The organism is Agromyces albus (assembly GCF_004134825.1).
GTDB lineage: Bacteria > Actinomycetota > Actinomycetes > Actinomycetales > Microbacteriaceae > Agromyces > Agromyces albus.
In genome coordinates this window covers 1-10,170 of record NZ_SDPN01000073.1, presented here as the reverse complement: position 1 = coordinate 10,170, position 10,170 = coordinate 1, and the positions used below count along the sequence as shown (strand labels likewise).

General features: G+C 72.1%; 12 protein-coding genes. 8 read left to right on the top strand and 4 right to left on the bottom strand.

Going from position 1 to position 10,170, the window contains the following annotated elements:
* On the bottom strand, positions 1–312 hold a 312-nt coding region (locus ESP51_RS19785; protein ID WP_206737378.1), incomplete at its 3' end, for an NTP transferase domain-containing protein.
* Positions 313–334: 22 nt separating this feature from the next.
* Here ESP51_RS19785 and ESP51_RS19780 point away from each other — a divergent pair.
* From ESP51_RS19780 to ESP51_RS19765, 4 genes are all read left to right on the top strand, one after another.
* Positions 335–895 (top strand): hypothetical protein, encoded by a 561-nt coding sequence (locus ESP51_RS19780; RefSeq protein ID WP_206737377.1) that lies wholly within the window; start codon positions 335–337, stop codon positions 893–895.
* On the top strand, positions 892–1,521 hold the full coding sequence (locus tag ESP51_RS19775) for a DUF1684 domain-containing protein (RefSeq protein ID WP_129522584.1): 630 nt from the start codon (positions 892–894) through the stop codon (positions 1,519–1,521). Before ESP51_RS19780 ends, ESP51_RS19775 begins: the two co-directional genes overlap by 4 nt.
* Before the next feature lie 256 nt (positions 1,522–1,777).
* Positions 1,778–3,289, top strand: a complete 1,512-nt coding sequence (locus ESP51_RS19770) for a DEAD/DEAH box helicase (protein WP_129522583.1) — start codon at positions 1,778–1,780, stop codon at positions 3,287–3,289.
* Positions 3,290–3,814: 525 nt separating this feature from the next.
* On the top strand, positions 3,815–4,372 hold the full coding sequence (locus ESP51_RS19765; RefSeq protein ID WP_129522582.1) for a peptidase inhibitor family I36 protein: 558 nt from the start codon (positions 3,815–3,817) through the stop codon (positions 4,370–4,372).
* On the opposite strand, the gene ESP51_RS19760 is transcribed toward ESP51_RS19765, so the two are convergent.
* Both ESP51_RS19760 and ESP51_RS19755 read right to left on the bottom strand, forming a co-directional pair.
* Positions 4,369–4,884: a hypothetical protein gene (locus ESP51_RS19760; RefSeq protein ID WP_129522581.1), complete on the bottom strand. Its 516-nt coding sequence runs from the start codon at positions 4,882–4,884 to the stop codon at positions 4,369–4,371. The two genes, ESP51_RS19765 and ESP51_RS19760, sit on opposite strands and share 4 nt — an antisense overlap.
* Positions 4,881–5,513 (bottom strand): RNA polymerase sigma factor, encoded by a 633-nt coding sequence (locus ESP51_RS19755; protein ID WP_129522580.1) that lies wholly within the window; start codon positions 5,511–5,513, stop codon positions 4,881–4,883. Before ESP51_RS19755 ends, ESP51_RS19760 begins: the two co-directional genes overlap by 4 nt.
* A gap of 234 nt (positions 5,514–5,747) precedes the next feature.
* Between ESP51_RS19755 and ESP51_RS19750 the strand changes: the two genes are divergently transcribed.
* From ESP51_RS19750 to ESP51_RS19740, 3 genes are all read left to right on the top strand, one after another.
* Entirely contained in the window at positions 5,748–6,251 is a 504-nt protein-coding gene (locus ESP51_RS19750) for a GNAT family N-acetyltransferase (RefSeq protein ID WP_129522579.1), read from the top strand.
* An 85-nt stretch (positions 6,252–6,336) separates the two neighbouring features.
* Positions 6,337–7,701 (top strand): FAD-binding oxidoreductase, encoded by a 1,365-nt coding sequence (locus tag ESP51_RS19745; RefSeq protein ID WP_129522578.1) that lies wholly within the window; start codon positions 6,337–6,339, stop codon positions 7,699–7,701.
* 24 nt (positions 7,702–7,725) lie between these two features.
* Positions 7,726–8,727 (top strand): nucleoside hydrolase, encoded by a 1,002-nt coding sequence (locus ESP51_RS19740; protein WP_129522577.1) that lies wholly within the window; start codon positions 7,726–7,728, stop codon positions 8,725–8,727.
* Between the two features lie 22 nt (positions 8,728–8,749).
* On the opposite strand, the gene ESP51_RS19735 is transcribed toward ESP51_RS19740, so the two are convergent.
* On the bottom strand, positions 8,750–9,331 hold the full coding sequence (locus tag ESP51_RS19735) for an NUDIX hydrolase family protein (protein ID WP_129522576.1): 582 nt from the start codon (positions 9,329–9,331) through the stop codon (positions 8,750–8,752).
* A 125-nt stretch (positions 9,332–9,456) separates the two neighbouring features.
* On the opposite strand from ESP51_RS19735, the gene ESP51_RS19730 reads away from it, so the two are divergent.
* The gene (locus tag ESP51_RS19730) at positions 9,457–10,104 is read left to right on the top strand and encodes an alpha/beta hydrolase (protein ID WP_129522575.1); all 648 of its coding nucleotides are present in this window, start codon (positions 9,457–9,459) and stop codon (positions 10,102–10,104) included.
* The last annotated feature ends 66 nt before the right edge of the window (positions 10,105–10,170 follow it).

The window sequence follows — 10,170 nt, the reverse complement described above, 5'->3', positions numbered from 1 at the left end:
TGCGAGCGCGGCAGCCGGTCCGCCCCACCGCGGCAGCTCGCTCACGGCGCGGACTCCGGCCTCGAAGCGGTCGTCGTCAATGCCGGCGGCGCCGACGACGACGACCGCGGATGCCGCGGCCACGGCGTCGAGCGCCCGATCGAGCAGTCGGCGCCCCTCGAACTCCAGCTCGGCCTTGCTCCGGCCGCCGAGGCGGCTGCCTCGTCCGCCGGCGAGCACGATCGCCGCCCAGCCGCCATCGCGCATCTCCACGAGCCCTACGGTACGCCCGTGCGGCGCTGTGAATCCCATGCCGGAGCTTGGCAGGGGCATCCGGTCGCCTTACTCTCGGCTCATGAGGGTGCTCCTGAAACTCACGCTCGACTGCACGCCCGACGCGGCGTGGCGGGCTCTCAAGAGCCCTGCCGTGCTTCGCGAGGTCGTGGCGCCGTGGCTCGACTTCACCTCGCTCGAGACCGGCGGACTGCCCACAGAGTGGCCCGAGGGCGAGCATCGGGTGCGCACGCTCGCCTTCCGCCGCTGGCCCGCGGGCGAAGAGGTCGTCGACGTGAGCTATCCGGGCGGGCTGCCCGCGGGAGTCAGGATGCTCCGCGACGCCGGTGGCGCCATCACCGGGCCGTTCGCCGCTTTCGATCGCTGGGATCACCGCATGGCCGTCTCGCCCCTCCCCGACGGACGCACGCTCTACCGCGACCGGCTGCTCGCGAGCGCGGGCGCCGTCGACGTGCTCGCGTGGTACCCGACGTGGGCGTTCTGGCAGTGGCGCGGGATGCGGCTCCGGCAGCTCGCGCCGGGCTGGGCCTACGACCCGCCGGGAACCGCGGATGCCGCGGCATCCGCTCACTCGTCGACCGTCGCCGGAGCCGTCACACGAGAAGGTGAGGCGCCCGCATGAGCAATTCGATCGGAGCGCTCCAGCTCGCCGACTGGCGCCGCCGGGTGTTCGGCCTGTACGCGGGAGTGCGACAGCTCAGCGTCCACGACCCCTCGGCCGGCCACGAGCTCTGGACCTCGGCACGCGACGAGCTGTTCGCGGGGCATCCGCAATCCCCACTGCTGCCCGACGACCGGGCCGACTTCACGGGCCTGCGGGTCACGCGCTACGACCCCGACTGGCGGTTCGAGGTCGAGGTGCGCCGCGCCGAGGAGCCGCTGCGCATCATCGTCGACAGCGCGACCGACGGCCCGATCCCCTTCTCGCTCGTCGGCGTCGTGCGGCTCCCCTACGTCGGCACGCTCGACGTGTGGCGGCTCACGGGCTACGGCGGCGGCCTGTTCCTGCCCGTGAAGGATGCGCTCGCCGGCAAGCCCGGCGGCACGTACGGCGGCGGGCGATACCTCCTCGACACCGTCAAGGGCGCCGACCTCGGCACGGGCGCCGACGACGACACGCTCATCATCGACTTCAACTTCGCCTACAACCCGTCGTGCGCGTACGACCCGTCGTGGTCGTGCCCGCTCGCGCAAGCGGGCAACACCGTGCGCGAGGAGATCCCGGTGGGCGAGCGGATGCCGCGCTGAGGGTCGTTAGAGGGCGTGCACAGGGTGTGCGCAGGGGACGTGCGCTACAGTGGGTGATGGCGAGCGCGATGACCGCGCCGCTCGCGTCGTAGAAACGCTTCCCGGGCACTGTGCTTTTCGTGCAGGAGCCCGTTGACTCTCATACGGCGAACGGATGTGCCGACCGGCACCTTCGCCACTTCCCCATCGTCGGGGTTCCGACACGGCTGCTCCGCGGCCGGCTCGACCGCCGATGGTTTCTGCCTGAAAGGCACCAGTGACCGACACCACCTTCAGCACGCTCGGCGTGCCCGCTCCCCTCGTCACGGCTCTCGCCGCCGATGGGATCACCTCCCCGTTCCCGATCCAGGTCGACACCCTGCCCGACACGCTCGCCGGACGCGACGTGCTCGGCCGCGGCAAGACCGGCTCGGGCAAGACCCTCGCGTTCTCGATCCCGATGGCCGCGCGCCTCGGCGGCGTGCTCGCGGGCGGCAAGCGCCGCCCCGGCCGTCCCCTCGGCCTCGTGCTCGCCCCGACCCGTGAGCTCGCCACCCAGATCGACGCGGTGCTGGCACCGCTCGCCGCGGCCTACGGCATGAAGACCACGACGATCTTCGGCGGCATCAGCCAGAAGCGCCAGGTCGACGCCCTGCGCGCCGGCGTCGACATCGTCGTCGCCTGCCCCGGGCGCCTCGAAGACCTCATGAAGCAGGGCCACGTTTCGCTCGATGCGATCGAGATCACCGTGCTCGACGAGGCCGACCACATGGCCGACCTCGGCTTCCTCCCGGTCGTCACCCGCATCATGGACAAGACGCCCTCGGGCGGCCAGCGCCTGCTGTTCTCGGCGACCCTCGACAACGGCGTGGACAAGCTCGTCAAGCGCTTCCTGCAGAACCAGGTGCTGCACTCGGTCGACGAGGCCAACTCGCACGTCGCCGCGATGACCCACCACGTGTTCGAGGTCGACGACGTCGACCAGAAGAACGAGCTCATCAGCACGCTCGCCTCGGGCACCGGTCGCCGCATCCTCTTCATCCGCACCAAGCACCACGCGAAGAAGCTCGCGAAGAAGCTCACCGACCAGGGCATCCCCGCGGTCGACCTGCACGGCAACCTGTCGCAGCCGCAGCGCGACCGCAACCTCGCCGCGTTCGGCGACGGCTCGGTCAAGGTGCTCGTGGCCACGGATGTCGCGGCGCGCGGTGTGCACGTCGACGACGTCGAGCTCGTCATCCACGTCGACCCGCCGACCGAGCACAAGGCGTACCTGCACCGCTCGGGCCGCACGGCTCGTGCCGGCAGCGCCGGCGACGTCGTAACGATCAGCCTGCCCGCCCAGAAGCAGGACCTGAAGACGCTGCTCCGCAAGGCCGCCATCACGGTGACCCCCCAGCGCGTCACCGCCACCTCGGCCCCCGTCAGCTCCCTCGTCGGCGACGTCGCACCCTACGTGAAGCCTGCTCCTCGCGAGCAGTACCAGCAGCAGGGCGGCGGCCGCTCGCAGGGCGCCAACGCGCAGCGCAAGCGCTCAGCTCGCACCGGCGAAGGCCGCGGCCAGTCGGATGTCGGCACGGCATCGCCCCGCCGCGACCGCTCCGGTCGCACCGCCGAGACCAAGGCGCAGGCGCCGAAGCAGGGCGGCGGCCACAGCCGCGGCGCGCAGACGACGGGAGCCCAGCGCGGCACCTCGGCGCGTTCCGGTTCGGCCAAGCAGCCGATCCGTGTCGGCAGCCTCGTGTCGCCGTCGCGCAACGACCGCGGCAACCGCCGCGCGCAGGGCTAGTCCCCTACGCAGTTCAGAACGGCCCCGATGAGTTCGCTCATCGGGGCCGTTCGCATCTGACGGCGTCGGCGTCTGCGCGGGCGCACGCGCTTGACCGCAAACGCGCCTGACCGCGAACACGCTGGGGCCCTGGCGTGCGATCGCCCGCCAGGACCCCATCCGTCGGGGCGACGACCCCCATCGCCGCCCTCGGTCCCCGCCGTGACGGCGGGGGATCGGGCCGTTCCCCCTGATCGGCCCTGGTCTCTCATCAGCCGGGCATCACCAGGCGCCCGTCATCGCGCGCCCGATCTCGCCGCCCACGAGCACCGCCACGGCGACCGCCATCCCGGAGCCCGCGGCGAGCGCCGCGACGGCCGCCCATGTCTTCGTGCGCCTCATGCTGTCCCCTCGATCCGTTCACAGGGGTATGTCCGGCACCTCGCATCGGGTTCCATCGGCCGGTTCGCGGAACCTGTGGGCGGCGACCGGACATATGAGTGTGAGGATGCGGCGCGCCCGGCGCCCACCGACGAAGGGAACCCGATGAAGCTGCAGACGATCGGCGCGGTACTCGCGACCGTGATCGCGTTCGCCCCCGGCAACGGCATGAGTCCGGCCGCGCACGCCGGCCCACCGACCGCACGCGACGTCGTGCACTGTGCCGTCGAGGTGCAGGCCACCGAGAGCCGGCCCACCGCTGAAGCAGCGCCGGCCGAGCCGGTGTGCTTCGACACCCGCGCCGAGGTCGACGGCTATCTCCAAGGCGCCCTGAGCGCCGACGACGGCAGCCGGATGAGCACCGCCTCGGCGTCGACGATCCTGGGTCGGGTCTACACCGACGCGAACGGCGGCGGCTCGAGCCTCGCGTTCTGGGGTTCGAGCGGATGCTACGGCGTCACGTTCGGGTTCGCGAGCCTGCCCTCGGGCTGGAACAACACGATCAGCTCGGCGGGCGGCTCGAACGGCTGCTGGGTGACGCTCTACACCGAGACCTCCTACGGCGGGAGCCGGCTGAACTGCACGCCCTGGTGCGGAGGCATCGGCACCCTCAACGATCGGGTGAAGTCGCTCGTCTTCCGCCCGACCGGCACGTTCGGCTAGTCGCCCGGGGCGAGGGGGGCGAGGCCGAGTGCCGCACAGACCGACTCGTTCGGCGACGGCACGACGGCCGCGCTCCCGTCGTCCATCACGCAGACCTGCAGTTCGTCGGGAACGCGACCCGGGGGGTTGCTCGCCGCCGTGGGGTCGAACCCCTCGTCGAGCACGCCCTGCTCCCACATGAGCGTGCACATGGCCGTGGCATCCGCGACCCGCCCTTTTCCGCTGGGCGAGGAGATCGTCGCGGCAGAGCCCGGATAGCTGCCGTCGGCGTTGCGCTCGGCGGCGCTCAGGCAGTGGACCAGCTCGGTGTTCGAGACGTCGGCCGGCGGCATGAGCATGGCTCCCGCGGTCGCGGCGACGCCGAGCGCGAGCACGCCGGCGCTGCCCCAGCCGATGAGCCGAAGCCGGAGCTCACGCGCCCGACGAGCCGGCTCGGAGCGAACGTGGTCGAGCAGCATCGCCCGGGTCGCGGCGTCGCGGGCCGAAGGCCGCTCGTTCGACGGTTCGTTCAACTCTGCACCTCCAGGCCTTCGACGTGGGCCGGCGCCGACTCGAGGGCGGGTGCCGACGCCGCATGGACTCCTGCGCGATGGCCGAGCGACTCCCGCAGTTTCGCGCGGGCCCGGTGGAGCCGTGACTTCACCGTGCCGATCGGGAGGTCGAGCACGCTCGCAACCGACGCCATCGGAAGCTCCTCGACGAGGCACAGCTCCACCACGCGCTGCTCGATCGGGCTGAGCCTGCGCAGCGCCGCCGAGAGCTCCTTCGACGCCGGTTCACCGTCGAGGCGCTCGGTGATCTCGAGGCTCGGGTCGTCGACGTGTTCGGCCGGCGGGAGCTTCGCGAGCAGCCGGCGATAGCGCCGACCCGATCGCTCGCTGTTGAGCGAGACGTTCGTCGTGACGACGAGGAGCCACGGGAGCAGGGACCCGTCGACGAAGCGCACCGACGAGCGGCGACGCCAGGCCTCGAGGAACACCATCGCGACGATGTCCTCCGCCTCGGACACGTCGAGCACGCGCGAATACGCCTTGCGGAAGATGCGGGCGCGGTACCGGTCGTAGATCACGCCGAACGACTCCTCTGTACCGGATGTCGCCTCGAGCCAGAGGGCCGCGTCTGATCGCTCTTCCTCAACCATGTGCCGCCCAGCATATCCGCGCGCCACGGCGACCCGTGCCTCGTGCGCCCCCGCACACGGGTCACCGTGCAGCGCCTCGGATGCACCGACTCCGCGCCTTCACCGCCCACGCCGATCCCTTCGCCGGGGCCCCCATTGTGTTGTCCCTGCATCTGTATGTCCGCATGATGCAGTTCGGTTCCCTGCACCGCCGGTCGATTTCGTCGCGGCGAGATGCTGGCTTAGTCTCTGGACATGAGCACCGAAGTTGTTGCCGAAGTCGTCGTCCGCCCCATCCGGGACTCCGATGTCGAGGCTCTTGGCCGCGTTCACGCCACCTGCTGGCACGAGACCTACGATCACCTGATCAGCGCCGCCGCCTTCGCCAATCTCTCCCCGCGGCGCATGGCCGAACTGTGGACGCACTACGCCTCGCGCGGCGAGGAGTACTCGCAGTTCGCAGCGCTCGTCAACGGCGAGATCGTCGGCTTCGTCGGATCCGGCCCCGCGCGCGATGAGAATCCTCCCCGCGAGCGTGAGCTCTTCTTCATCTATCTCCTCGACGCCTACCACGGCACGGGCATCGGCCAGAAGCTCTTCGACGCAGCGGTCGGCACCGATCCCGTCTACCTGTGGGTCGCGTCCGACAACCCGCGGGCACACCGTTTCTACGCGCGCAACGGCTTCGTCGCCGACGGCGCCGAGCAGGTGCAGCCGTTTCTCGGCGAGGAGATCCACGAAGTCCGACTCGTGCGCTGAGCGCGCGGCGGTTCCATCTCGCGGTAGGGGTGGGTAGCGTGAGCCACGTCGGTGATCGATCGACGGATGCCACGGGAGGACTCCGATGAACGACGCAGCGTCCCACTCCGCGCTCGACTCGCTCGGCCCACGTCTCGGCGATCGACTCACGTTCCCCGGCGACCCCCTGTGGGACGCCGTGCGCTCGCCGTGGAACCTCGCGGTCGACCAGCGCCCCTCCGCCGTCGCCGTTCCCGCCGACGTCGACGAGATGCGCGCCCTGCTCGAGGCCGCGCGGGCCGACGGCCTCCAGCTCGCCGTGCAGCCCTCGGGCCACGGCGCATCCGGCTCCCTCGAGGGCACGGTGCTCGTGCGCACCTCGGCCTTCCGCGACGTCGAGGTCGACACCGAAGCCCGGGTGGCCCGCGTCGGCGCGGGGGCGCGCTGGGGCGCTGTGCTCGATGCGCTCGCCGGCAGCGGGCTCGTCCCGGTCACCGGCACGAGCCCCATCGTCAACGCCACCGCCTTCACGCTCGCGGGCGGCAACTCCTGGTTCGCCCGCTCGCTCGGGTTCGCCTCGAGCTCGTTGCGCGCCGTCGAGCTCCTCACCGCCGATGGGCGGCACCGGTGGGTGCGCGACGCCGACGAGCCCGAGCTCATGTGGGCGCTGCGCGGTGCCGGCGGGGCGTTCGGCATCGCGACCGCGATCGAGATCGACCTGCACCCGGCGCCCGTGATCTCGGGTGGCCGCATCGTCTTCGGCGGATCCGATGTCGCAGCGGTGTTCCGTGCCGTCGTCGCAGCCGGCCGCACCGCACCCGACTCGCTCGCCCTGCATGCCGGCGCCATGCGCCTGCCCGACATCGCGCAGGTGCCGGCGCACTTGCGCGGCACCACCGTCGTGAGCGTCGAGACGGTGCAGCTCGGCGAGCCCGAGGCGGCCGCCGCGGCACTCGATTCGATCCGATCCGCCGGCACCGTCGTGCTCGACACCGTCGGGCGCATCGACGTCGAGCTCCTCGGCGTCGTCGCCGAGGAGCCCACCGACCCGTCTCCGGGGTTCGCATGGTCGACGCTCGCCGAGCTCGACGACGAGATCATCACCCGCCTGGTGACGACGTGGGAGTCAGCCGAGTCGCGCGCCGTCGTGGCGATCTCGCTCCGCGTGCTCGGCGGGGCACTCGCGGCGCCCCCGCAGCGCCCCGGCATTGCGGGCGTCGTGAGCGCGCCCCACTTCGTGAGGGCTCGTGCGATCGGCCGGCCCGAGTTCGAGGCCGCCGCCGAGCAGGGCTTCGCGGCGTTGCGCGCGGCGCTCGGGCCCGCGGCATCCGATCGCACGCTCTGCACCTTCCTCGCGCCCGGCGTCGGCTATGCGGGCGCCTACGCGCGGGCGGATGTCGCTCGCGCCGCCCGGGTCAAGGCGACGATCGACCCCGAAGACCGCTTCCGCGGCAATCGCGACTTCGACTGAGCTGCGCGCGATTAGGGTGAACGGATGACCATTCCCGTGATCCTCGACGTCGACACGGGAGTCGACGACGCCCTCGCGATCCTCGTCGCGGTGCGGCATCCCGGCATCGACCTGCTCGGCATCTCGTGCGTGGCCGGCAACGCCCCGCTCGCCCAGGTCGTCGACAACACGCTCCGCGTGCTCGACGCCGCGGAGGCACCGGACATCCCCGTCGCCGCTGGTGCTGCCCGGCCGCTCCTCGAGCCGCCGCGCTCGGCGTCGCACGTGCACGGTGCCGACGGCCTCGGCGGCATCGCCCTGCCGCCCACCGAGCGGCGAGCAGAGCAGGCCGGCGCCGTCGAGCTCATGCGCCGGCTCATCCTCGAGCACCCCACGCCCGTCACCCTCGTGGCACTCGCTCCGCAGACGAACCTCGCGCTCCTGCTGCGCACCCACCCCGAGGTCGCCGGGCGAATCGAACGGATCGTGTTCATGGGCGGCTCGGCGAGCGTCGGCAACGCGAGCGCGGTCGCCGAGTTCAACGTCTGGCACGACCCCGAGGCCGCCGCGATCGTGCTCGACTCGGGCGTTCCCACGTATATGTACGGCCTCGACGTCTTCAACCGGGTGGCGATCGAGCACGAGCTCGCGCACTCGCTCGAGCACGGCGACGACGCGCTCGGCCGCGTGGTCGGCGCGCTGCTCGGCCATCGCATCGCCGTCTCGGCAGACGAGTCCGCCGAGTACACGGGTCTCATCGGCGACGCCGGGGCGGTGTGCTCCCTCATCGACCCGGGCGCCCTGCGCACCGAGCTGCGGCCAGTGCGCGTCGAGCTCGCCGGGTACGCGCGCGGCCAGACCCTCGTCGACCTCCGCAAGCACCCAGGCCAGGAGATCGGGCTCACGCCCGCCGACGAGTGGGCGGGCGTCGAGGTCGCCCTCGACGTCGACGAGGCGCGCCTCGCCGGGGTGTTCCTCGATGCGCTCGGGCTCGCCGGCTCGAGCTCCGACGCGGGCGCTTCGCCGTCGCCGACGGCGGTCGCCTAGCGCTCCGACCGCGGCTTCGAACTCAGGGCAGCGCGCCGACCGAGGCGAGCGCCTGCCGCAGCAGCACGCCGCGACCGCCCTCCATCTCGGCCGTGATCGACTCGCTCGCCGCTTCGGCCGGCGTCATCCACGTCACCTCGAGCGCGTCCTGCCGCGGCTCGCACGTGCCGGTGACGGGCACGATGAACGCGAGCGACACGGCGTGCTGCCGTTCGTCGGTGAACGGCGAGATGCCCGGCATCGGGAAGTACTCGGCGACGACGCACGGCACCTGGCTCGCCGGCAGCATCGGGAACGCCATGGGCCCGAGATCCTTCTCGAGGTGGCGGAACAGCGCATCGCGAATGGTCTCGCCGTACATGACGCGCCCCGACACGAGCGTGCGCGTCATCTCGCCGACCGCGTTCGCGCGCAGCAGCACGCCGACCTCGGTCACCTGGCCGAGTCCGTCGACGCGCACCGGCACCGCCTCGACGTAGAGGAGCGGCAGCCGGCCGCGCACCTCGGCGAGTTCGAGGTCGGTGAGCCAGCCCGGATTCGCGGGTGGCCGCACGACGGGCTCGTCGTCTGGGTTCCAGTCCGGGTCAGGGGTGCGTACGCTCATGGCTCGATTCTGCCTCACCCGCGTCCCGGCCGCGCAGGTCGGGGCATGCAGCCGCGCCGGGTACTGTCGAAGTCGGAGCGATCGCGACGGGCTCGCGGCATCCGCTCGACCCGATCGGAGGACCCATGACCGACGTGCGCATCGACGACGAGGCAGTGCTCTGGTCGGCCTCGGCAGCCGATCGCGAAGGGCGGCCGTTGCTCGTGCTGCTGCACGGCTACAACTCGAACGAAGGCGATCTCTTCGGGCTCACGCCCTACCTGCCGCTCGAACCGGCGGTCGCCTCGCTGCGTGCGCCGATCTTCACGGGTTACGGCCACGCCTGGTTCGCGCTCGTCGCCGAAGGCGTCGAGCTCTCGATCGAGGGCGCTGAGCTCGCGACGACCGCGATCGTCGCCTGGCTCGACCGGGTGGCGCCCGACGCGAGCTCCGTCGGGCTGCTCGGCTTCTCTCAGGGCGGTGCGATGGCCATCGAGCTGCTCCGGCACGCGCCCGAGCGCTTCGCGTTCGCGGTGAGCCTCGCGGGGTTCGCGCTGCCGGGCGAGCGAGCGGGCGATGAGCGGATGTCGCAGCTCGCCCCGCCCGTCTTCTGGGGTCGCGGCACCGCCGACGACGTCATCCCCGCGGCATCCGTCGTGCGCACGCAGGCCTGGCTGCCGACGCACGCGGATCTCGACGAGCGCATCTACGAAGGGCTCGGCCACTCGGTGTCGGAGCGCGAGCTCGCCGACGCGGCGGCGTTCCTGCGCGCCCGCTACAAGCCGGCGGCCTGACCGACCGAGCGCGAGCGCGTGCGCGTGCGCGAGCTCAGACGCCCGCGCCGCCGCCTCCGCCACCGG